Here is a 21,488-nt window from a genome sequence, read left to right as displayed (position 1 = left end):
AGGACAGCCCCATGCCCAGTCCCGAGCAGCACCGCGCACGACCGCCCGCGCGGCGGTGGCAGGCGCTGCTCGTGCTGAGCCTGCTCGCGGGGCTGCTGGGCATGCACGCCCTGGCTCCCGGCGGCCTCGCCCCGGAGCCCGCCCAGCACCGTCTCGCGGCGACACCCCTCGTGGCGGACGACGGTGACTGCCCCGGCGGCCGGTGCGGCGGATGCCTCGTCCAGCACGCCGACTCGGCCTGTGCGTCGGCGGCCGTCGCCGGCGGCCCCCACCTGCCCGTGCCCACGTCCGGCCCGGTGGTCCTCGCCACGCAGGCCGACGCCGTACGTCCGTACCGGGCAGCGTCTTCGGACGCCACCCGCGCACCGCCTTCTCTTGCCGAACTCCAGCTCCTGCGGATCTAGAGGCCGCCGCACACCGCGCCGTCGACCGGCGTGGTGCTCACGCAGGCCAGGAACCTCTCTTCCCACCGCAGGAGTTCACGCATGTCCGCAACCCCCCGCACCCTCGCTCACCGCGCCGCGCTGATCGCGGCCACCGCGACCGCCGCGCTCGTCCTCAGCGCCTGTGGCGGCGGCACCGACAGCGGCAGCGCCGCGTCCGCCGGCGCCGCCACGTCGGCCGCCGCGGGTGCCGACACCGCCGGCGACACGTACAACGCCCAGGACGTGACCTTCGCCCAGGGCATGATCCCGCACCACCAGCAGGCTGTTCAGATGGCGCGACTCGCCGCCGACCGGGCGTCCTCCGCCCAGGTCAAGGACCTCGCCGCACGGATCGAGAAGGCCCAGGACCCGGAGATCGAGACCATGACCGGCTGGCTGAGGTCCTGGGGCAAGAGCATGCCGATGTCCGGTATGGCCGGCATGGGTGACTCCAACATGCCCGGCATGATGAGCAGCTCCCACCTCGCCGGCCTGAAGAAGATGTCCGGCAAGGAGTTCGACACCATGTTCCTGACCATGATGATCGAGCACCACAAGGGCGCCGTCGAGATGGCCACCACCGAGAAGAACAAGGGCCGGTACGGCGCGGCCACCTCCATGGCGGACGGCATCATCACCGCGCAGAACGCCGAGATCGCGGAGATGAACAAGATGCTCGGCAAGAGCTGACCGCACCGGCGCGGGGGCCAGGTCCCGGCCCCGGCCCCCGCCGCCGCCCTCGGCACGACCACCCCGTAGCCCAGGTATGCGTACTGACCGCGAAAATGTTTCGTAACCGAGGAATTTCCCCTCCTTGTCCCCGGCGTGAAATCCGTGTCAGTGTCCCGGTCCAGCAGGCAGGCCGTCCGCGGTGATGACGTCCGAAAGCTTTTCGCACCAGCCGCCCATCTGCCTGGCGCATGAATACGGAATGCCGAGAGAAGAGAGGCAGATTATGCGCGGATTTCCGGCACCGGGAAACAGCGGAAAGAGCGGAAAGAGCGGGGAGAGGGGTGCGGGCATTCCGGGAGTGCGGCGTGGGACCGGGGTCGCGATCGCCGTGGCGGCCGCCATGTCCCTTGCCGCGTGCGGGACTTCGGGGCCGGCCGGCTCGTCCTCGGGTGCGTCGTCGAAGGGCCTGACGATGTGGGCGCTCAACGACCAGACGATCCTCAAGGAGTCCGTGGACGCCTACAACAAGGACCACCCGGACCAGAAGATCACCCTGCGGCTGTTCGCCAACGACGACTACAAGCAGAAGCTGCGCGTGGCCTTCGGCGCGAACCAGGCCCCCGACCTCTTCTTCAGCTGGGGCGGCGGCGCGCTGGACGACTACGTGAAGGCGGGCAAGGTGGACGCCGTCACCGACGCCCAGGTGAACCTGCTGCGGTTCACGCCCAGCGTGCTGAAGAGCGCCACCTTCGACGGCCAGACCTACGGTGTCCCGGCGAACGGCCTCGCGCCCGTCGTCCTCTACTACAACAAGAAGGTCCTGAAGGCCGCGGGCGTCGAGCCGCCGAAGACGTACGACGACCTGCTGGCGGCGGTGCGGAAGCTGAAGGGCGACGGCGTCACCCCGATATCCCTCGCCGCGAACTCGAAGTGGCCGACGCTGATGTACCTGGAGTACCTGCTGGACCGCGAGGGCGGGTCCGAGGTGTTCGACCGGATCGCCTCGGGCGACCCTTCCGGCTGGAAGGACCCGGCGGTCACCGCGGCCGCCACCCGCCTCCAGGAACTCGCCAAGGCCGGTGCCTTCGGCGACAACGCCTCCTCCGTCAACTACGACCAGGGCGCCTCCACCGCACTGCTGTACACCGGCAAGGCCGGCATGGAGCTGATGGGCACCTGGGAGTACGCCAACCTGGTCAAGGCGGCTCCGGACTTCGTGAAGAAGGACCTCGGCTACGTCGCCTTCCCGTCGCTGTCCGGTGGCGAGGGCGGCAAGGGCGACCCGAAGGACATCGTCGGCAACCCGTCCAACTTCCTGTCGCTGAACGCGTCGAGCAGGAACAAGTCCGCGGCGCTGACGTACCTGAAGGACTACGTCATGAACGGCGACCAGGTCGACGCCTACCTCGCTTCCGGCAGCGTGCCGCCGGTCAACGGGCTCGACGCGAAGCTGGCGGCCGTGAAGTCGGACGACAAGGCGTGGCTGGCCTTCGTCTACAAGCTGGTGCAGGACTCGCCGAACTTCCAGCTCTCCTGGGACCAGGCGCTGCCCTCGGACCAGGCCGACCCGCTGCTGACGAACGTGGACAAGTCGTTCCTGCGGCAGATCAAGCCCGAGGAGTTCGGCGCGAACATGAGCAAGGCGGCGCAGTGATGGCCACCGTGGTGCGTACGCCGCGTCCGGTCGCGTCCCACCGGACGCGGCCGGGCACGGCCCGTGGTGACCGTCGCCGGCGCCGCTTCGGCGGCCTGCTGATGGCCGCGCCCGCGCTGCTCCTGTTCGGCCTGTTCGCGCTGGTGCCGCTGGCCGGCGTGCTGGTGCTCAGCCTGTCCCGCTGGGACGGCCTGGGTTCCGTCGGCTGGGCCGGCCTCGCCAACTGGACCGGCGTCCTGGGGGACACCGCCACCTGGCAGGCACTGTGGCTCACCCTCAAGGTGATGGCGGTGAGCTGGGTGGTGCAGACACCGATCGCCCTGGCGCTGGGGGTCTTCCAGGCGCCCCGGGGACGGCTGCGCGCGCTGTTCGCCGTGCTCTGGTTCCTGCCCCTGCTGCTGTCCGCGGTGGCGATCGGCCTGACCTGGCAGGCGCTGCTGGATCCGGCCTTCGGCATCGGCGCCACCCCCGGACTGCACTGGCTGGCCCGGCCCCTGCTGGGCTCGCCCGAGCTGGCCCTCTACACGGTGATCTTCGTGATCGCCTGGCAGTTCACGCCGTTCCACGCGCTGCTCTACCAGGCCGGCATCCGGCAGATCCCGGTCTCCCTCTACGAGGCCGCCGCGATCGACGGTGCCGGACCCGTGACCCGCTTCCTGCGCATCACCCTCCCGCAGCTGAAGTACACCTTCGTCACGTCGAGCACGCTGATGCTGGTCGGCTCGCTGACCTACTTCGACCTGATCTTCGTCCTCTCCGGAGGCACCGGCGGCCCCGGCACCGCGACCCGCGTGCTGCCGCTGGCCATGTACATCACGGGCTTCCAGGCCCACGACATGGGCCGGGCCAGCGCACTCGCCACCCTCCTGGTGGTCTTCGGCCTCGCGCTGTCGCTGCTCACCACCCGCCTGTCCGGCTTCACCCGGATGGACAGCCAGCAGGAGGGCCTGTGAGCACCGCCGTCGCCACTGCGCGCCGCGCCGTCACCGGCGGTGCCGCGCTCGTGTGGACCGCGCTGGTCGTCGTACCCGTCTACTGGCTGGTCGTGACCAGTCTGCGCGGCAGCACCGACTTCACGACCGCGAGTCCGCTGGCACCGCCCGCCCACCCGACCCTGGACAACTACCGGACCGTCCTCGACGGCGGTTTCACCACCTACCTGCTCAACAGCGTGGTGGTCACGGCGGCGGCGGTCGCGATCACCGTGGTCGTCGCCCTGATGGCGGCCTTCTCCATCGTCCGCCACACCAATCCCTGGTCCCGGCTGTCCTTCCGGCTCTACCTCCTGGGCCTGGCGATCCCGCTCCAGGCGGTGATCATCCCGGTGTACCTGCTGATCATCCGCATGCACCTGTACGACAGCCTGCTCGCGATCGTGCTGCCCTCGGCGGCGTTCGCCCTGCCCGTCACTGTGATGATCCTGGTCAGCTTCCTGCGGGACGTGCCGCGTTCGCTGTTCGAGGCGATGGTCGTGGACGGCGCCGGCGACTGGCGGATGCTGTTCTCGCTCGCCGCGCCGCTGGCCCGGCCCGCGCTGGTGACGGTCGCCGTCTACGACGGCCTCCAGGTCTGGAACGGCTTCCTCTTCCCTCTCATCCTCACCCAGAGCGGCGACAAGGCCGTCCTGCCGCTCGCCCTGACGCTCTTCCGCGGCCAGTTCGGCATCAACGTGCCCGCGACCATGGCGGCGGTCGTCCTCTCCACCCTTCCCATGCTGGCCGTGTTCGTCCTCGCCAGGCGCCGGCTGGTCGCCGGACTGACCGCCGGATTCTCCAAGTAGCCAATGCCCGAAGGGAGTCGGCCGGGGCGACAGAGCCGCCGGCCGCCCTCGGCATGCCCAAGTGACAACCCCCACGAGGAGTCGTGAATGACGACCACCACGCCGGACCACGCGGACCTCTCCCCGGCGGACGACGACCGCCCCTGGGCCGACCCCGCCCGCCCGGTCGACGAACGCGTCGAGGCGCTGCTGGCGAGGCTCACCCTGGAGGAGAAGATCGCCCAACTCGGCAGCACCTGGGAGGACGTCGAACCGGCCGGCCCCGAAGTCGCCCCCGGAACCAGCCTGTTCGGGCGCGTCGGCGATCTCGACGAGACCGCCCGGCACGGTCTCGGCCAGCTCACCCGCCCCTACGGCACCGTCCCCCGCCCCGCCCTGGAACACGCCCGCCTGCTGGCCGCACGCCAGCGCCAGGTCATGGCGCAGAGCCGCTTCGCCATCCCGGCGATGGCCCACGACGAGTGCCTCACCGGCTTCACCGCCTACGGCGCCACCATCTACCCCACCTCCCTGGCCATGGCCGCCACCTTCGACCCCGCCCTGATCCGACGGGTCGGCGCGGCCATCGGCACCGACATGGCCGCCGCCGGGGTCCACCAGGGCCTCGCCCCGGTCGTCGACGTCATCCGCGACTACCGGTGGGGGCGCTGCGAGGAGACGTACGGCGAAGACCCGTACCTGGTGGGGGAGATGGGTGAGGCGTATGTCCTGGGGCTGCAGGGCGCCGGGGTGTACGCCACCCTCAAGCACTTCGCCGGGTACTCCTCCTCGATGGGCGGCCGCAACCACGCCCCGGTCGGCATCGGCCACCGGGAACTCGCCGACGTCATCCTGCCGCCCTTCGAGCGGATCGTCGCCGCCGGAGTGGGCTCGGTGATGAACTCGTACGCCGAGATCGACGGCGAGGCCCCGGCCGCGAGCCGTCGGCTGCTGACCGGTGTGCTGCGCGACCAGTGGGGTTTCGAGGGCACCGTCGTCTCCGACTACTGGTCGCTGCCGTTCCTGGTGAGCGCGCACCGGGTGGCCGCCGACCTGCCGGGCGCCGGGGCGCTGGCACTCCACGCCGGCCTGGACGTCGAACTGCCCGACCAGCGCGGCTTCGGCGCGGCGCTGGCCGAAGCCGTGCGAAGGGGAGCGGCCGACGAGGCCGACGTCGACCGGGCCGTGCGGCGGGTGCTCCGGCAGAAGGCCGCCCTCGGACTCCTCGACGCCGACCGGGACCCGGAGCCGCCCGCCCTGCGCGAGGGGGGCCTTGATCTGGACAAGCCGGAGAACCGTCGGCTCGCGCACGCCGTGGCCCGGTCCGGCGCCGTGCTGCTGCACAACGCCGGGGGCCTCCCGCTGCCCTCGGCCGGCCGGATCGCGCTGGTCGGCCCGTGCGCCGACGACGTCCGCACGATGTTCGGCTGCTACAGCTTCCCCAACCACGTCCTCTCCGACCGCGACGATCTCGGCAACGGTGTGGAGGCGGATTCGCTGCGGACCGCGCTCGCCGGTGAACTCCCGGGCGTGGACTGGCTGTTCGCGCCGGGGTGCCCGATACGGGACGTGGACCGGGACGGTATTCCGGCCGCGGTGGAGGCGAGCCGCGCGGCCGACCTCACCGTGCTGGTCGTCGGCGACAAGCCGGGGATGTTCGGCATCGGCACCTCGGGCGAGGGCTGCGACGTGGAGGACCTGCGGCTGCCGGGCGTGCAGGAGGAGCTGGTCGAGGCGGTGCTCGCGACGGGCCGGCCGGTCGTCCTCGTCGTCGTCAGCGGACGCCCCTACGCCGTGGGCCGGTTCGCGGCCGGTACGGCGGCCATGGTGCAGGTCTTCCTGCCGGGCGAGGAGGGGGGCCGGGCGGTCGCCGAACTCCTGTCCGGCCGCGCGGACTTCAGCGGCAGGCTGCCGGTGCAGATCCCCAACTCGCCCGCCGGGCAGCCCTACACCTACCTGCACCCGCCGCTGGGCGACCGGCAGAGCTGGCTGTCCAACCTGGACCCGAGCCCGGCGTTCCCCTTCGGGCACGGCCTGTCGTACACGTCGTTCGAGATCGACGGGCTGGCGGTCGATCGCGAACAGGTGCCCACGGACGGCGAGTTCATGGTGTCCGTGCTGGTACGGAACACCGGATCACGCCCCGGCGCCGAGACCGTCCAGCTGTACTTCACCGACCCCCTCGCCCAGGTCACCCGGCCGGTCCGGGCACTGCTGGCCTTCGCCAAGGTGCCACTGGAGCCGGGGGAGGAGGCGACCGTCCGGTTCGGCGTCCACACCGACCGGCTGGCCTTCACCGGCCTGGACGGCCGGCGCGTCGTCGAGCCCGGGGAAATCCTGCTCCGTGCCGGGTCCTCCAGCGGGGACACCCCGAACGAGGTGAGCCTTCAGCTCGTCGGTGAGCAGCGGGACGCGAGCGTCCTGCGCCAGCACGGGGTGCCGGTGGTGGTCGAGCGGGACTGAGGAAGGGCGCGCGCGGTGAAGGGCGGGCGGTCTCCGCACGGGACCGCCCGCCCTTCACCGCGCGCGGGGCGGAGCGGACGTGGAGGCCCGGAGGACCAGCTCCGTGGCCAGTTCGATGCGCGGGGAGGCGGGCGGGCGGCCGTCGGCCACCGACAGCAGCACGCGGGTGGCCTCGCGCCCCAGTTCCTCGAACGGCTGGCGCACCGCGCTCAGCGGTGGGGACGCCATGGCCGCCACCAGGGTGTCGTCGAAGGACATCACCGCCAGGTCGTCCGGCACCCGGAGGCCCAGCTGCCGGGCGGCTTCCAGGACGCCGAGCGCCTGGGCGTCGCTGGCGGCGAAGACGGCCGTGGGCGGCCGCTCACCGCGCAGGATCCTGAGGCCCGCCGCGAGCGCCTCGTCGTAGTCGAAGTCGGTCGAACCCACGATCGCCGGGTCGTAGCCGATGCCCGCCTCCTCCAGCGCCGCCCGGTAGCCGTGCAGCCGCGCCGCGCCGGCCAGCGAGTGCGAGCGCCCGGCGACCATGGCGATCCGGGTGTGGCCGAGGCCGAGGAGGTGCTGGACCGCCTCCCTGGCGCCGCTCCAGTTGGTGACCCCGATGCTCGGGATGTCTGCCGACGGCGCGCTCAGCGGGTCCACCAGCACCACCGGGAGCCGCTGCTCGACGATCCGCCGCTGGTCGTCCTCGGCCAGCATCGAGATCACGATGATCAGCCCGGCCGCGCCGAGCGCCACGCACTCCTCCAGCCACTGGCCGATGGACCTGCGGCTCGTGGTCCCGGTCACCACGTCGACGTCGAGTTCACCGGCCGCGTCCACGATCCCGCGGACGACCTCCAGGGTGTACGGGCCCGACAGGTCCCGGAAGACGGTGATGATCTGCCGGGACGCGGCGGACCTGCGGTCCCAGGAGCGCACGTACCCGTACTGCTCCAGCAGTTCCTCGACCCGGGACCGGGTCTTCGCGCCCACGTCGCGGCGCCGGTGCACCACCTTGGACACGGTGCTGAGCGACACGCCCGCCTCCTGGGCGATGCTCGTCAGCAGGCCGTACTGGGCGTCCAGCTGCCCCTTGTCCTGAACGGTCACGGTCCTCGCTCTCCCGTCGGCGGCCTGGCGCCATGCAACAGCAGCGGGCGCCGGCGGACAAGACTCCGGCGCCCGCCCGCCGGTGCGGCTACTGGACTCTGCTCCACTGCTGGGTGGCGTTGCCGAGGCCCGTCCACAGCTCGACCTTCGAACCGTTGGCGGTGCCCCAGCCGGTCACGTCGATGACCAGGCCGTCGGAGCGGTTGACGATCGTGCCGTCCACCCGGAACGCCCACTGCTGGCTGGTCTTCCCGTTGCAGGCCCACAGGATCAGCTTGGTGCCCGCGGTGGTGCCGTCGCCGTTCGCGGCCAGGCACTTGCCGGAGACGCGCAGCTCGCCCGCGGCGGTCTGGGTGATGGTCTGGTTGGCGTTGCCCGAGCAGTCGTAGATCTGCACCTGGACGCCGGTCTGGCCGTTCGGGACGTCGAGGCAGCGGCCGGAGTAGCCGCCCTTGAGCGTGAACGTCGAGTCCGTGGGGAGCGGGTCCTGGAGCAGCTGCCAGTCCTGGGAGCCGTCGTCGGTCGAGGCGGCCAGGGTGACGGAGCCGCCCGCGGTCGCGGCCGTCATGTAGAGGCCGGTGTTCCTGGCCGAGCGGAGCTTGTAGTAGCCGCTGGTGGAGGAGGCGATCAGGGTCCAGCGCTTGTCGGTGGCGTCGTCGTCCACCCACTGGGCCAGTTTCTGCCCGGCCGTCGCGCTGCCGGTCCAGACGGCGACCGCGCGGCCGCCGGCCTTGTTCAGCAGGGTGATGTCGGAGCCCTTGGCCTGGGTGTGCCAGCGCTGGGTGGGGTCCGAGGCGGACACCGCGCTCGTGACCAGGTCGGGGGTGTTGCCGGTGAGGTTGGCGTCCTGCGTCCTGCCCGAGGCGGGGGCGAGGGCCTGGCCGGTCAGCCGGTTGACGAGGGTGTAGTAGGCGCCGTCGGAGCGGCCGAGGTCGACCTCGGCGTACTTCACCGGCCCGACGCTGGTGCCGCTCCAAGACGCCTGGAGTATCAGCACGCGTCCGGTGCCGTCGACGTACTGGAGGTCGCGGCTGTACCCGGCGGCGATCGGTGTCTGGTACTGCTTCCAGGTGCCGGTGCTCGTGCCCGACTCGTTCACCCACACGCTTCCGCTGCCAGCCGCGTTGTAGACGATCCGCCCGTCGGGCATCGGGAGGAGGACCGGACTGCCGCCGGTGGCGAGGGCGTTGCCGCCCGACGGCACGGGCAGCGAGGTGATCGCGGCGTCCGTGCCCGCGAAGAACCTCGTCGGGTCGTCGGCGATCCGGTACCGGACGTTCGTGCCGCCGCCCCAGTACTCGTACGTCATCATCCACTTGCCGTCGGTGGTCGGCGCGACCGTGGTCATGCCAGGGCGTCCGCCGCCGATCTCGGTCTTGCCGCCGCCCATGTCCACCGTCGAGCCGGGGACGTCGACGACCGGGCTGCTCCAGGCGGAGGCGCTGGTGCCGTCCCAGGTCCGGTGCATGAGGACCTGGCCGCCGGAGTCCGTCGCGGTGGCGTTGTCGGGGTCGAGGGCCGGGGCGCCGGTGCCGGTGTCGTAGCCGGTGTAGTCGTCCTCGTCGGAGTAGTAGGCGATCAACTGCCCGTTGTGGGCGAGCAGATGCGGCTCCCAGACCGGGTCGACCTGCTTGTACGTGTTGGCGGTCGAGGTGCGGCCGACGCTGCCCGCGCTGCCGCCCTGCCAGCCGCCGGCGGCGATGATGTTCCGGAAGCTCCAGGTCGCCCCGTCGTCGGTGCTGGAGTACAGGGCCAGTGCCACGTCCTTGCGGTCGCCGTCGCCGGTCGGCGTCCAGGAGGAGTTCGCCGCCTTCTGCTCCTGGTAGTAGGAGTCGTCCCCCGAGACGATGCTCGCGAGCAGCAGCGTGCCGGCGCTCAGGCTGCCCACGTTCTGCGGGAGGACGTAGAGGTACGGGTTCGTCCAGTTGCTCGTGTACTTCGCGTACGCGGAGTCGGCGGACAGGTAGGCGGGGGCCTTGACGTCGGCCAGTTTCGCCCAGGTGGTGCCGTCGTCGTCGCTCTTGTAGACGGGCAGGGTCTGCCCCACCGGAGCGGTCTCGCTGTCCTCGAACGTCGCCACGATGCGGCCGTCGGGCAACTGGGCCGACTTCGGGTAGAGCACGCAGGGGCTCTTGTTGCAGGCGGCCGAATTCGTCGCCGTGTAAAGGTTCGCGGGACTCGGCTGATATGCCGATGCGGTCCCTGCGGAGGCGATGGTGAATGCCACACCGATGCCCGCGGCCGCTGCCGCCGCGAGCGCCTTGCTTGTCAATGAACGAATCAACGCGGTTCCTTCGGGGGGCCTGAGCGATTCCTCTGGCAGGAAATTCCGGGCGCAGAGCGAGAAAGGTGAGGACAGTATTGGGACGCGGCAGCGGAGTGTCACGAGCACGTTTCCGAAAGTGTTTCGCTCACGGGCGGTCACAGGGTGTTGACGAGACGACCGCCCGTGCCGCGGGGTGCCTGCGGTCGGCGGCAGTCGCGCCGCACCGGCAATCTCACCTGCCCCGCCTACCAGCACACCGCCTGACCGGCCACCGGGAAGAAGGAAGGCCGACCGCGGCCGTCCCCCGGTCACCGTGTGCGTTCGGCGCGCCCCGCCTCCGTACCCGACAGCGATTTCACCCGAATGGCGCAACATGGCGTGCCACCCACATGGGTGAAGATCAAGCTGGCTAGTGCCCCAACCGAGGTAATCCGTGAAAGGGGAACCACATGCGCCTTCGACGAATCCTCGCCGCCGGCATCGCCACGGCAGCCCTCGCCGGACTCGGCCTCACAGGCGCCGTCACCGCCACCGCCGCCCCCGCACAGGGTGCCCCGTCCTACGTCACGCCCTCTCAGTGCAAGCAGGGCGGCGGAACGCCCGCGATCAACGAGGCGGGCAACTACTGCAAGGGCGGCACGCACAACGGGGAGCAGGTCGACTGAACCTCGCAGGGCGCCCCGCAGCCACACGCCGCGGGGCGCTCCCGCACGAGCGCGGCGAGCCCGGCCCGACCGACGCGGTCACGGTGCGGGCCCGAGGCCTGTCCGCGGCCGGCGGGGTCCGCGGCGGTCAGCGGACGCGGAGAGTGCCGGTGTAGACGTCCGTACGGTTCTGCGGTGCGCCGGAGTGGGCCTCGGTGAGCACCGGCCGTACGCCCTCGCCGTCCGCCGCCAGGCCCTGGTAGTCGCCGAGGAAGTAGCCCCCGGCGTACGGCGCCTGCAGCCAGTCGAAGACCCGCGAGATCCGTCGTTCGGTCCGGAGCTCCGGGTTTCCGTCCGGCAGCGTGGCCAGCTGGTAGGCGGTGGGCAGGGTGGTGGTGTCGCCGGGCCTGAGGAAGCGCAGGTCGTAGTAGGTGAGCGCGACCGTGCCCCGCCCGGTGACCGCGATCGACGGTGAGAAGGCCGGCACGCCCCTGGGGCTGATCAGCTCCGGCGTCCCCCAGGTGCGTCCGCCGTCGGTGGACCGCACCAGCTGGACGGAGTCGAACTTTCCGGCGGTTCCACCAGTTCCGGCGGTTCCGCCGGAGAAGTCCGAGCCCTCGTAGGCCATGTACAGCGTGCCGGTCCTCGGGTCGACGGCCGGGCTCGGCAGGGTGGACCCGGCGCGCAGCAGCTTGGCGGGGTCGTTCGGGTCGACCTCCGGTACGGAGGTGTCCCGGGCCACGGTGACCGGGGCGCTCCAGGTCCGTCCGGCGTCGGTCGAGGTGACCACCTGGTAGCGGGCGTCGACGACGGTGGTGAGGTCGTCGGCGTAGGTGATCCGGTCGAAGAAGTCGTACAGGGCGCCGGTGCGCCGGTCGGCGACGATCAGATGGCCGATGGTCTGGGTGTCGGGCACGCCGCTGGTGTCGACGAACTGCCGGGCCCTGCTCCAGGTGCGGCCGCCGTCGCGGGTGACGGAGATGTAGCCGGGACCGTCGAGGGAGCCGGGGCCGGGTGGGTCGTTGTCGAGGCGGTTCCAGACCTGGTAGGCGGTGCCCTTGCGGACCGGGTCGGCGGTGAGTGAGGGCTTGTCGTTGAAGAACGGCTGTTCGTCGACGTGCGTGGTGGTGAGGTGGTGCCAGGTGCGGCCGCCGTCGCGGGACGTGGCTGCCAGGAGGGCGGTGCGCGTGCTCTTCGTGAAGTCGACGCCCTCCCCGCCGGCGTAGACCGTGCCGTCCGGTCCGGTGCTCACCCAGGGGTCGGAGGCCCGTTCGTAGTCCGCGCCGCCGGGGGCGCACAGGCTGAACGGCAGCGTGCTCCGGTGGAAGGTGCGGCCGTCCGTGGTCCAGCCGGCCGCCAGGCCGCGGGCGCCGCCGTCGTTCCAGCGGTCCTGCTGGAACACGGTGACCACGCGCCTGGAGTCGCGCGGATCGACGGACAGGTACGGCTCGACCTCGGTGGCCGGGTAGACGACGCTGTCGGGGGACCTCGCACCGATGGTGCACTTCGCGTACGGGTCGCCCTGGGACACCTTGACCAGCGGTGTGCCGTCGGAATTCCGGTCGGCTGCGGCGGGAGTCGCGCCGGTGGCCGTGCCGAGCAGGAGCGCGGCGGTGGTGAGGGCGGTCAGGGGCAGGAAGACGCGCATGCGGGATTTCCTCCGGGCCTGTCGGCCGGGGTACGGGACCGCCGTCATCGGGGCGGCCTGCGGCCTGGGGCGCGGAGGACTGCCGTTACGTGCAGGTGGGGCGACTCCGCCTGGTCCTTTTCGGCGTCGAGGCCGGTGGCCTTGATGGGCCGAACGACGGAGTCGCCCCCGGGTCTTCGAGGGCATGGGGGAGCCGACCGGCGGGTGCACGGTGCCGGTCGGCCACGGTTGCCCGTGCGTCAGGAATCAGGAAGTGGTGAAGCGGCGGTGCCGCGGTGTCGCGGTGTCGGGACGGGCGCAGGAGGTTCGGGCGTCACCCCGTACCCGCCGCGCCGGGCGCACCGGCCGGGCCGGTTGCCCGGTCGTGCTCCGGCCGGACGGTCAGGTGATCGCCTGCCTGGTCCCGTCGGGCAGATCGCAGGCGTAGCCGGCATAGGGGCGTGCGACGATCTGTCCGCCGGCGGCCGTGCAGTCGTCCCTGGAGATGTTCGGAGACGAGGCGGCCCCCGCGCTGACGGCGCCGACGGCGCTCGCGCCCACCAGGGTTGCCGCGGCCAGGACGAGGCCCAGGATCCTTCGCATGCGCATGACTTCCTCCTCCTCTCAGGCGCCTTCGTTCGGCCTTCGGGAAGGACAAGTCTCAGGACGACGGCGCCTTCCTACTCAGCATGGGCGCTCCGCATGAGGCCCGCGAGGCGGGGCGAGGCGAGGCCGGGCCGGGCCGGGCCCGGAGCGGGGTGCCGTCACCGGGCCGGGCGGCTGCCGGGCGTGGTCCTCTAACGCGGTTCGTGGGCCGCCGCCCGGCAGGCACCGGTCGCGGCGCCGCCCGCCACTCCGGCCCCGGTCAGCCCGGTCACACAGCTCTGCAGGTCTCCGACCACGCCGCGGCCGCAGGCCGCCGTGACGGAGTCGGAGGCGGTGGCACCGGCCAGTTCGGCCATCTTCGTGCAGGCGGGGATGTCCGCCCGGGCCGCGGGAGCGGTGAGGACCGCGCCACCGAGGGCGAGGGTCAGACCGGTGAGGGCACCGGCGATACGGGTCGACGTGCGCATGGGACGCACCTGCCTTCCGGGCTGGTCGCGCGTTCCTGGTCCCGGCGGGCCGGATCCAGGCGGGCAAGGCCGCCTGGCGGCGCCCGGTGAGCGGTGCCCCGGCCGGCGGGCCCCTCACTCCAGCGTCGCATCCTCTCCGCCGCCCGTCCTGGGCATCCGGGGGGACGACCCGCTCACGCCTCCGCCGGGGAACCGCTCCCCGGAGCCGTCGCGAGCAGGCCGTTGACCACCAGGGACGCCAACAGCTCCGCCGTTTCCCCGAGTTGCTCCGGTGAGGTGGCCTCGGGCCTGCCCAGGCGGCGGGCCAGCGGCACTTCCACCATGCCCGACACGGGGCCGACGACGACGAAGAACAGGACGTCCGCCGGGACGGGTGCCATGCGGCCCGCGGCCACGAGGCTCTCGACGTCGGGCAGGAGGCGCTGCATGAGCGGCGCGATGTACTGCTCGTACAGGTAGTCCAGACGCTCGCTGTCCCGGGAGAACTCGTCCACCATGATGCGTCCCACCAGCGGTGTCTCCACCGCGGAGCGGTAGAAGTCGGCCATCAGCCGCCGCAGGCGCCCGGCCGCGTCCGCCGCGGGGTCGGCCTCCGTCAGGAGGGCCAGCTGCGACCCGAGCGCGTGGTCCACCACGGCACGCCAGAAGGCGGCCTTGGACCCGTAGCGGTCGTTGATGAAGTTGTGGCTCACCCCCAGGCGGCGGGCCAGTTCGCGGGCCGAGGCGCGGTCGTAGCCCAGCTCCGCGAAGGCTTCCAGCCCGCGTTGCAGGATGCTCGCCTCCTCGGGCACCGCGGGAGTGTCCACGCCGGGACGTCCCGGCCGCCGAGCGGATCCGGTCGCTGTTCCCATCCCTGCCTCCGTTGCTGTCGGTGGAGCCCGAGTGTGCGCCCCCCACCTTACTTGACGCCTGTCAGATTCTCGGTAATCTGACACCTGTCAGGAAGTGCTCCGGCGTGGTGTACGCCTGCCTGACTGACACGGACGGCCGTAGCCCCCTCCGGAAGTGAGAGCGACATGACCGCACACCCTTCGCAGCCCGACCGCCGCATGCCACCCGCACCCGTGTCCGCACCCGTGCCCGACAGCGGCGATCCCCTCGCCGACGCGGTGATCGCCGAGCTGGACCTCCACGGCGACCGGGTCCGGCGCGCCCTCGACACCGGACTCCGGTACGGCACGGCCGGGCCGGATGTCCTGGACGCGCCTCCCCCGGCCGCCGTCGCCGCGCTGCTGGAGCAGCTGGAGGCCACCCCGGCCCGGTTCGACCCCCTGACGCCGCACCGGGGCGACCTCGCGACCCTGTCCGTGCCGCCCCTGTGGTTCCAGCTCTGCTCGGTCCCCGCCGCCCTCGCCCACTTCTACGCGTCCCCGGCCGTCGCGGGGCGGCTGGTCCGCGCGGGCGGTCCGCAGGACCTGGCCACGCGCGGGCTCGTGGAGACCGGGGTGTGGATACGGCAGGCGCTGCGGCCGGGCGGGCTGCTGCGCGGGGCTCCGGGGTACGTGGCCACGGTCCGGCTCCGGCTGCGCCAGGCCCGGCTGCGCGCCTCGGCGACGGGCGGCGGCCGGGACACGCCCGCCGGGGGAGTGCCCGCGGGCCAGGCGGACACGGCCCGCCTCTGGCTGGGCTTCACCCTCGTCGCGTACGAGGCGCTGGCGGCCGTGGGCATCGAGATCAGCGGCGAGGAGGAGCGCCACCTGTACGCGTACTGGTCGTACGTCGCCCATCTCCTCGGCATCGACGACACGCTTCACCAGGGCGTCGCCACCCACGCCGACGCCCGCCGGCTGCGGGACCTGCTGGACTCCCGGACGGCCGCCCCCGACGGCAACTCACGTGCGCTGACCGCCGCGACGGTCGACGCGCAGGCCCGTGCGATGGCCGGCGCGCCGGGCCTGGCCCTGTCCGAGGAGCAGCTGCGCACGCTCATCCACCGTGTGCTCCGCCAGGCCCTCGGCGACGGACCGGCGGAGCGGCTGGGGCTTCCCGCCCCCGTCCCCGGCCCCGCCACGACCGACCTCATGCCGCTGATCGGCGAGCTCAACCGCCAGGCCCGGTACTGGCAGACCTACTCCGCGTCGTCGGCCGGCGAGGCCCGGCGACGCGCGCTCGCGGAGCCCGGACCCGGACCCGTCACCGGCGTCCCGCGCGGCAGCGGGACCACCCACTGCCTGCCGCGGCGCCCGGCGCAGCCGCAGAGCACGCGCTTCAGCGCTCCCGCGGCCTGACCCGGGATCCTCCCGCCGGCCCCGCCCACCTCTCTCCCTGCCTCTGCTCACCTCTCCAGGAGCTTCGTCATGCCCAAAACCTCCGCCTCGGCCTCCGCCTCGACGCCACCGGGCGAGACCACGGTCTCCGCCCGCCCCGCCGCCGACGCGCCGCCTCCCCGTCGCTGGTGGATCCTCGCCGTCATCGGCGTGGCCCAGCTGATGGTGGTCCTGGACGGGACGATCGTGAACATCGCCCTGCCCTCCGCCCAGCGGGACCTGGGTTTCTCCGACGGCGACCGGCAGTGGATCGTCACCGCCTACGCCCTCGCCTTCGGCAGCCTGCTGCTGCTCGGCGGCCGTATAGCCGATCTCTTCGGCCGCAAGATCACCTTCCTGGTCGGGCTGGTCGGCTTCGCCGGGGCCTCCGCGCTCGGCGGTGCCGCCGGCAGTTTCGAGCTGCTCGTCGCCGCCCGTGCCGTCCAGGGCGCGTTCGGCGCGCTGCTCGCCCCGGCCGCGCTGTCGCTGCTGACCACGACCTTCACCGACGCCAGGGAACGCGCCAGGGCCTTCGGCGTCTACGGCGCGATCGCCGGTGCCGGCGGCGCCATCGGCCTGCTGCTCGGCGGGGTCCTGACCGAGCACCTCGACTGGCGCTGGACCCTCTACGTCAACGTCGCCTTCGCCGCGGTCGCCTTCACCGGCGGCGCCGTCCTGCTGCAGCGCACCACCCGCGACCGGAGCGCCCGGATCGACGTCCCCGGCGCGGTCCTCGTCTCCGGCGGACTGTTCTGCCTGGTCTACGGCTTCTCCAACGCCGAGACCCACGACTGGAGTTCGCCGGCCACCTGGGGCTTCCTGCTCGCCGGGGCCGTACTGCTCACCCTGTTCACGTGGTGGCAGACCCGGGCCGCCCACCCCCTGCTGCCCCTGCGCGTCCTGCTCGACCGCAACCGCGGCGCGTCCTTCCTCTCCGTGCTGGTCATCGGCGCCGGCATGTTCGGGGTCTTCCTCTTCCTCACCTACTACCTGCAGCAGAGCCTGGGATACAGCCCGATCAAGACGGGACTGGCCTTCCTTCCGATGATCGCCGGGCTGATGCTCACCTCGACCCTCGCCACCACCGTCCTCGTCCCCCGCGTCGGCCCCAAGCCGGTGGTTCCGCTGGGCATGGGCATCGCGGCCGCCGCGATGGTCTGGCTGACCGGTCTCGACCTGACCAGTTCCTACGCCACCGGCATCCTGCCGCCGCTGGTCCTGGCCGGCCTCGGCTTCGGACTCGTGATGGCGCCCGCGATGGCCCTGGCCACGGACGGTGTGCGCACCGAGGACGCCGGTGTCGCCTCCGCCGCCGTCAACACCATGCAGCAGGTCGGCGGCTCCCTCGGCACCGCCCTCCTCAACACCCTCGCGACCGGCGCCGTCACCGACTACCTGGCGGGCCGCGACCCCGGGGACCCGGCGGTCCTGGCCCACGCGAGCCTGGAGGGGTACTCCACCGCCTACTGGTGGTCGGCCGCCTTCTTCGCCGCGGGCCTGGTGGTCAGCGTCCTGCTGTACCGGCGCGGCGCACCGGTCGCCGACCCCGGCAAGGCACCCGTGGTGCACATGTAGGCGCCTTGCGGCGCGAGTCCGGTTCCCGCCGGCCGGGCGGACATCTACGCACGGCCGGCGAAGAAGTCGAGGTAGAGGCGGGCGAGTTCGTCCGGGGCCTCCAGCGGGATGTTGTGCCCGGCGTTCTCGACGACGGTGCTGCGGACGTCCTTCGCCACCTGCGCCATCTGGTGACCGGGCTCGGCGCCCAGGTAGGCGCGGCCGCCGACGGCCAGCACCGGGCAGGTCAGCAGGTCGGCGAACTGGGGCCGGTTCTGTTCCGCGTCGGTCCCGGTGGCCCGGTAGAGCTCGAAGACGGCGTGGTTTCCGCCGGGTTGTTCGAGGCCGCGGGTGTATTCGTCGGCGTCGGCGTCGGTGTAGGCGCTGGGATCGGCCATGATCCGGCGCATGAAGTAGGTCCAGAAGGCCCGTTCACGGCCCGTGACGAGCAGCTCCGGGTAGTGCGGCAGGGCGAACAGCGTGCGGTGCCAGCCGGTTCGGGGGTCCTCGGGCGGCAGGGCGGCGGCGGCCGGGTCCGGCGCCGGGAGGCCCGGCAGCCTCGTCTCCTGGTAGACGAGTTGCACCACCCTCGGCCGGTGGAAGGCCGCGACGGCGTACGCGACGGCGGCGCCCCAGTCCTCGCCCACCACGCGGAACCGCTCGAAGCCCAGAGCCGTCATGACCCCGGCGACGTCGCCGGCCAGGGTCCGGGTGTCGTAGCCGGACGGCGGCCGCGCGGAGCCCCCGAAGCCGCGGAGGTCGAGCGCGACGACCGTGTGATGAGGCGTGAGCAGCGGGATGACGTGGCGCCAGAAGAACATCGTCTTCGGGACGCCGTGCAGGAGCACGACCGGTTCGCCCGAGCCCGCCAGCGCGTAGTGGAGGTCGACGCCGTCCACGGTGTGCCGGCCGTGGCGCAGCCGGGCACCCGTGTGGTCGGTCATTCCGTGCGCTCCGCCACCGGTCATCTGGGTTTCCTCTGCGTTCGGGGGAGACCCAGACCATCACGCCCGGCGGCGGTTCGCACCGGGGTCGGACCCCGGTGCGAACCGCGCTGCGGCCCGTACGGCACGTGCGGCCCGTGTGGTCAGGCGTCGGCCGCCGGGCCCGGTTCGCCGATCGCGCGGGGTATCTGCCTGCGGGAGGTGATGCCGAGCTTGCGGAACACCTTGTTCATGTGGAACTCGACGGTCGAGGTGGTGACGAACAGCCGCGTCGCGATCTCCCCGTTGGTCCGCCCCGCGGCGGCCATCGCGGCCACCTGCCGCTCCCGCGGCGTGAGATCGAACCTGGTCGTCTCCGTCCGCCTGCGGGCCGTCTCGCCGGTGGCCAGCAGCTCGGCCCGGGCCCGCTCGGCGTACGGCACCGCTCCGAACGCGTCGAAGCTCTCGTACGCGGCCCGCAGTTGCGCCCTGGCGTCGGAACGCCGTTTGCGGCGGCGCAGCCACTCGCCGAACAGCAGCCGGGACCTGGCCCGCTCCAGGGCCAGCGGAACCTGCCCGAGCAGTTCGACGGACTCCTGGTAGAACTTCCCGGCGTCGTCGCCGTCGGCCGTCAGCGCCCGGCCGAGGGCGAGGGAGCCGAGGGCCCAGGGCGTGGCCGCCAGCGGGGCGCGCTCCTCCAGGCGGGCCAGGGCAACCGCGGCGGCGGCCCGGTCGCCGGTGCGCACGGCGGCCTCGACGACCAAGGAGAGGGCGCGGTTGCCGCAGGACGGGGGGTCCTCCTCGAAAACCGCCCGCGCGTGCTTCATCGCCTGCCGGTAGTGGCCCTGCCCCAGCTCGAACAGGGTCAGCGCGTGCTGCGCCAGGAGCTGATGCAGACCGAGGCCGACGCTCCGCAGCTCGGCGGTCCGCCGCACCGCCGCCCGCAGTTCGGGCTCCCGGCCGGTCAGGGCGAACAGGTAGAGCCGGTTGATGTCGCCGCCGCCGGGGAAGCCGGTGCCGGCCGCGATGTCGTCGTACTCGGCGTAGCGGACCTCCGCCTGGGTGAACCGTCCGTCCCAGAGGTCGCAGGTCGCCTCGACGAGCAGCGTGACGCCCAGCGCGTACAGGGCGCCGGCCTCGCGGTCCGCCGCCGCCAGGCGCCCGGTGAGTTCGCGCTCGGCCCCGATGTCCCACAGGTCGTCGCAGGCCATCGAGAGCGCCACCGCGAACGGGCTGTTCGCGTCCCCGAACCCGGCGCCGTCCCGCAGCCGTTCCAGCGCGGTACGCAGCACGGGTGCGCCGTGCTCGTAGCCCTCGGCCACGCGCCGGGCCAGCCCCTCCATCACCAGATCCCGGCCGCGCACGGCGGTGTCCGGGGCGGGCCGCGCGGCGGCGACGGCCCGCGCGACCTCGGTCAACGTCGTGCCGCGCGTGCAGTCGTGGGCGATCAGCGCGGCGTGCAGCGCCTCGCAGAGCAGCTCCCAGGTCAGCCGGGGGTCCCGGGGACCGAGCCTGGTCACGGCGTCCATCAGCGTCGTGGGGACGTCGGCGATGACGATGGCCTGGAACATCTGTACGGACGCCCGCAGCCGCAGTTCGCGGGTGCGCATCACCGGGCCGCGGATGTCGGCACCGGCCAGGTCCAGCGCGGTCCCCGCCGCCGACGCGTCGCCCGACATCAGGTGGGCCTGCGCCGCGTCGAGCAGCCGCTCCGCCCGTTTGTCCGGGTCGCCGGTGAAGTCGGCGGCACGCGACAGGAACAGGGCCTGCTGGGAGTACCCGCCACGGGCGCGGGCCCGTTCGGAGGCGGCCTCCAGGTCGTGGGCGACCCTGTCGTCGACGCCCCCGGCGGCCTCGGCCCGGTGCCAGGCGCGGCGGTCGGCGTCCCGTACGGCGTCGCAGACGGCGGCCAGCGCCGCGTGCACCCGGCGGCGTTCACCGGGTTCGGCTCCGGCGTAGACGGCCGAGCGGATCAGGGGGTGCCGGAAGGCCGTCGGCATGCCCCGGCCGAGGACGCCCGCGGCGACCGCCGGACCGACGGCGCGGGCCGACAGGCCCAGCCTCCCCGCAGCCCGCCACATCAGCCCCGTGTCGTCCGAGGGGGCGGCCGCGAGCAGCAGCAACAGGGTTCCGGTGGCCGCCGGCAGGGCTTGGACCAGGTGCTGGAAGTGGTCCTCCAGCAGCCGGCCCACCGGCAGCGGATCGGGCAGCGGGGCGATGCCGGACAGCTGCTCGTCGGTCAGGGCGTCGGTCAGCTCCAGCAGGGCGAGCGGGTTGCCGCCGGTGCCGACGACGATCCGGTCGGCCACGGCCGGGTCCACCCGCCGGGCGCCGGAGGTGAGCAGGATCCTGGACTCCGGCCCGGGCAGACCGGGCACGCGGTGCGTGCTCAGCGCGTCGAACAGGCCCTTGTCGCCGACCCCTTCACGGACGGCGACGATCAGGCCCAGGGAGTCGGCGTGCAGACGGCGGGCGGCGAAGGCGAGCGCCTCGGCCGACTCCCGGTCCAGCCACTGGGCGTCGTCCACGAGGAACAGCAGCGGCTGGTCGACGGCGGCGTCGGACAGCAGGGTCAGCGTCGCGAGACCGACCAGGTAGCGGTCCGGGGGCGGCCCCGACGCCAGGCCCAGGGCCGCGTCCAGGGCGGCCCGCTGCGGTTCGGGCAGCCGGTCCGCCCGGGTCAGGAACGGCCGGAGCAGCCGGTGCAGCGCGCCGAAGCCGAGGCCGGTCTCCTGCTCGACCGCCGTCAGCCGGACCACACGCAGTTCCGCGGCCCGGTCCGCGGCGTACTCCAGCAGCCGGGTCTTGCCGATGCCGGGTTCGCCGGTCAGGACCAGGACCCCGCTCAGCCCGTCGCGCACCGCGTCGAGCAGCCGTCCGATCGCCTCCTGTTCGGCGTGCCGGCCGACCAGGGCCATGGGCCGCCCGGAAGCAGACGGTGCTTGTGGTGCTTGCGATGCCTCCGATGCCTGCGGTGCCTGCGATGCCTCTCGGGCGTCGTTCCACGCCATGGGACCGCTCCCCCACTCGTCGATACCTCCCGTACAGGGAACGCTAGGAGCGCCGCGCGGGCGACAGCGAGCGTCATATGAC

The 21,488-nt window shown here is 72.8% G+C and carries 17 protein-coding genes; 9 read left to right on the top strand and 8 right to left on the bottom strand.

All coding sequences use genetic code 11. The features are described 5' to 3' along the window. Positions 1–11: 11 nt before the first annotated feature. From ACFZB3_RS27525 to ACFZB3_RS27500, 6 genes are all read left to right on the top strand, one after another. Positions 12–404, top strand: coding sequence for a DUF6153 family protein (locus tag ACFZB3_RS27525; RefSeq protein ID WP_391379607.1), 393 nt, complete (start codon positions 12–14; stop codon positions 402–404). A gap of 81 nt (positions 405–485) precedes the next feature. Next, positions 486–1,115, top strand: a complete 630-nt coding sequence (locus ACFZB3_RS27520; RefSeq protein WP_391379605.1) for a DUF305 domain-containing protein — start codon at positions 486–488, stop codon at positions 1,113–1,115. A 340-nt stretch (positions 1,116–1,455) separates the two neighbouring features. Further along, positions 1,456–2,751, top strand: a complete 1,296-nt coding sequence (locus ACFZB3_RS27515) for an extracellular solute-binding protein (RefSeq protein ID WP_391379602.1) — start codon at positions 1,456–1,458, stop codon at positions 2,749–2,751. A 101-nt stretch (positions 2,752–2,852) separates the two neighbouring features. Beyond that, entirely contained in the window at positions 2,853–3,704 is an 852-nt protein-coding gene (locus tag ACFZB3_RS27510; RefSeq protein WP_391379818.1) for an ABC transporter permease subunit, read from the top strand. Next, positions 3,701–4,531: an ABC transporter permease subunit gene (locus ACFZB3_RS27505; protein WP_391379599.1), complete on the top strand. Its 831-nt coding sequence runs from the start codon at positions 3,701–3,703 to the stop codon at positions 4,529–4,531. The genes ACFZB3_RS27510 and ACFZB3_RS27505 overlap by 4 nt, the downstream gene beginning before the upstream one ends. 87 nt (positions 4,532–4,618) lie before the next feature. Continuing rightward, positions 4,619–6,973 (top strand): glycoside hydrolase family 3 N-terminal domain-containing protein, encoded by a 2,355-nt coding sequence (locus ACFZB3_RS27500; protein ID WP_391379597.1) that lies wholly within the window; start codon positions 4,619–4,621, stop codon positions 6,971–6,973. 54 nt (positions 6,974–7,027) lie between these two features. Here ACFZB3_RS27500 and ACFZB3_RS27495 read toward each other — a convergent pair whose 3' ends face one another. Next, a complete protein-coding gene (locus ACFZB3_RS27495; protein ID WP_391379594.1) occupies positions 7,028–8,062 on the bottom strand; it encodes a substrate-binding domain-containing protein in 1,035 nt (344 codons plus the stop codon). An 88-nt stretch (positions 8,063–8,150) separates the two neighbouring features. Next, positions 8,151–10,184 carry an RICIN domain-containing protein gene (locus ACFZB3_RS27490; protein ID WP_391379592.1) on the bottom strand — a complete coding sequence of 678 codons (2,034 nt, stop codon included), beginning with the start codon at positions 10,182–10,184 and terminating at the stop codon, positions 8,151–8,153. A 593-nt stretch (positions 10,185–10,777) separates the two neighbouring features. On the opposite strand from ACFZB3_RS27490, the gene ACFZB3_RS27485 reads away from it, so the two are divergent. Next, the gene (locus ACFZB3_RS27485) at positions 10,778–10,993 is read left to right on the top strand and encodes a hypothetical protein (RefSeq protein ID WP_391379590.1); all 216 of its coding nucleotides are present in this window, start codon (positions 10,778–10,780) and stop codon (positions 10,991–10,993) included. A 127-nt stretch (positions 10,994–11,120) separates the two neighbouring features. Here ACFZB3_RS27485 and ACFZB3_RS27480 read toward each other — a convergent pair whose 3' ends face one another. The 4 genes from ACFZB3_RS27480 to ACFZB3_RS27465 all read right to left on the bottom strand — a co-directional run bounded on the left by ACFZB3_RS27480 (position 11,121) and on the right by ACFZB3_RS27465 (position 14,478). Beyond that, entirely contained in the window at positions 11,121–12,620 is a 1,500-nt protein-coding gene (locus ACFZB3_RS27480) for a neuraminidase (sialidase) (protein ID WP_391379588.1), read from the bottom strand. A gap of 381 nt (positions 12,621–13,001) precedes the next feature. Further along, positions 13,002–13,208, bottom strand: coding sequence for a hypothetical protein (locus ACFZB3_RS27475; RefSeq protein WP_391379586.1), 207 nt, complete (start codon positions 13,206–13,208; stop codon positions 13,002–13,004). A 188-nt stretch (positions 13,209–13,396) separates the two neighbouring features. Then, entirely contained in the window at positions 13,397–13,672 is a 276-nt protein-coding gene (locus ACFZB3_RS27470; RefSeq protein ID WP_391379584.1) for a hypothetical protein, read from the bottom strand. Between the two features lie 173 nt (positions 13,673–13,845). Then, complete coding sequence (locus tag ACFZB3_RS27465) at positions 13,846–14,478, bottom strand: TetR family transcriptional regulator (RefSeq protein WP_391379583.1); 633 nt, start codon at positions 14,476–14,478, stop codon at positions 13,846–13,848. Positions 14,479–14,688: 210 nt separating this feature from the next. Here ACFZB3_RS27465 and ACFZB3_RS27460 point away from each other — a divergent pair, with 210 nt between their 5' ends. Beyond that, on the top strand, positions 14,689–15,900 hold the full coding sequence (locus tag ACFZB3_RS27460) for a DUF2236 domain-containing protein (protein WP_391379580.1): 1,212 nt from the start codon (positions 14,689–14,691) through the stop codon (positions 15,898–15,900). A gap of 69 nt (positions 15,901–15,969) precedes the next feature. Next, entirely contained in the window at positions 15,970–17,493 is a 1,524-nt protein-coding gene (locus ACFZB3_RS27455; protein WP_391379578.1) for a DHA2 family efflux MFS transporter permease subunit, read from the top strand. A 44-nt stretch (positions 17,494–17,537) separates the two neighbouring features. Here the strand turns inward: ACFZB3_RS27455 and ACFZB3_RS27450 are convergent, their stop codons facing one another. Together ACFZB3_RS27450 and ACFZB3_RS27445 are read right to left on the bottom strand one after the other, a co-directional pair. Then, a complete protein-coding gene (locus ACFZB3_RS27450) occupies positions 17,538–18,416 on the bottom strand; it encodes an alpha/beta fold hydrolase (RefSeq protein WP_391379576.1) in 879 nt (292 codons plus the stop codon). A 143-nt stretch (positions 18,417–18,559) separates the two neighbouring features. Beyond that, on the bottom strand, positions 18,560–21,313 hold the full coding sequence (locus ACFZB3_RS27445; RefSeq protein WP_391379574.1) for an AAA family ATPase: 2,754 nt from the start codon (positions 21,311–21,313) through the stop codon (positions 18,560–18,562). Positions 21,314–21,488: the final 175 nt, after the last annotated feature.

Origin of the sequence: Streptomyces sp. NPDC008092 (assembly GCF_042957285.1) — a bacterium.
Taxonomy (GTDB): Bacteria; Actinomycetota; Actinomycetes; order Streptomycetales; family Streptomycetaceae; genus Streptomyces.
The sequence above is the reverse complement of the archived record's forward strand: the minus strand, read 5'-3'. Positions and strand labels throughout refer to the sequence as shown.

Coding starts and splice junctions, on each gene's coding strand:
- ACFZB3_RS27500 (WP_391379597.1), top strand. CDS start 4,619: ATGACGACCACCACGCCGGACCACGCGGACCTCTCCCCGGCGGACGAC.
- ACFZB3_RS27520 (WP_391379605.1), top strand. CDS start 486: ATGTCCGCAACCCCCCGCACCCTCGCTCACCGCGCCGCGCTGATCGCG.
- ACFZB3_RS27450 (WP_391379576.1), bottom strand. CDS start 18,416: ATGACCGACCACACGGGTGCCCGGCTGCGCCACGGCCGGCACACCGTG.
- ACFZB3_RS27460 (WP_391379580.1), top strand. CDS start 14,689: ATGACCGCACACCCTTCGCAGCCCGACCGCCGCATGCCACCCGCACCC.
- ACFZB3_RS27485 (WP_391379590.1), top strand. CDS start 10,778: ATGCGCCTTCGACGAATCCTCGCCGCCGGCATCGCCACGGCAGCCCTC.
- ACFZB3_RS27510 (WP_391379818.1), top strand. CDS start 2,853: ATGGCCGCGCCCGCGCTGCTCCTGTTCGGCCTGTTCGCGCTGGTGCCG.
- ACFZB3_RS27445 (WP_391379574.1), bottom strand. CDS start 21,313: ATGGCCCTGGTCGGCCGGCACGCCGAACAGGAGGCGATCGGACGGCTG.
- ACFZB3_RS27525 (WP_391379607.1), top strand. CDS start 12: ATGCCCAGTCCCGAGCAGCACCGCGCACGACCGCCCGCGCGGCGGTGG.
- ACFZB3_RS27475 (WP_391379586.1), bottom strand. CDS start 13,208: ATGCGCATGCGAAGGATCCTGGGCCTCGTCCTGGCCGCGGCAACCCTG.
- ACFZB3_RS27455 (WP_391379578.1), top strand. CDS start 15,970: ATGCCCAAAACCTCCGCCTCGGCCTCCGCCTCGACGCCACCGGGCGAG.
- ACFZB3_RS27480 (WP_391379588.1), bottom strand. CDS start 12,620: ATGCGCGTCTTCCTGCCCCTGACCGCCCTCACCACCGCCGCGCTCCTG.
- ACFZB3_RS27470 (WP_391379584.1), bottom strand. CDS start 13,672: ATGCGCACGTCGACCCGTATCGCCGGTGCCCTCACCGGTCTGACCCTC.